Below are 317 nucleotides of genomic sequence, written 5' to 3'. Positions count from 1 at the left end.
GCAGAAATCACAGCGGGCACCTACAGCAGCACGGTTGCGAAACCGGCTGAAGGCGCGACCTTGTCCGTCAGCGCTACCGTCACCGACCAGGCTGGCAATGTCTCCGCCCCAGGCATAGACAGTGCGACTTTAGACACAACGGCCACAGCAGCGCCAACGATTACCATCACGACCGACAGCAACAACGACGGCCTGATCAGTAAAACAGAACTGGGCGCAGCAACGACAGTGGCAGTCACAGTCGCCTTGCCAGGTACGGCTAAAGCAGGTGATACGCTGACGATCACCGACGGCACGACTCCGCAAAGCCATGTCTT

Annotated in this window: 1 protein-coding gene; it reads left to right on the top strand. The window is 59.0% G+C overall.

The annotated features are described in order from the left end of the window. The coding region (locus ACO0K8_RS22340) for a hypothetical protein (protein ID WP_422948855.1) at nucleotides 1-317 on the top strand (317 nt) is incomplete at both ends.

The sequence above is a fragment of the Undibacterium sp. Ren11W genome, assembly GCF_049340485.1.
Taxonomy (GTDB): Bacteria; Pseudomonadota; Gammaproteobacteria; order Burkholderiales; family Burkholderiaceae_D; genus Undibacterium.
The sequence above is the reverse complement of the archived record's forward strand: the minus strand, read 5'-3'. Positions and strand labels throughout refer to the sequence as shown.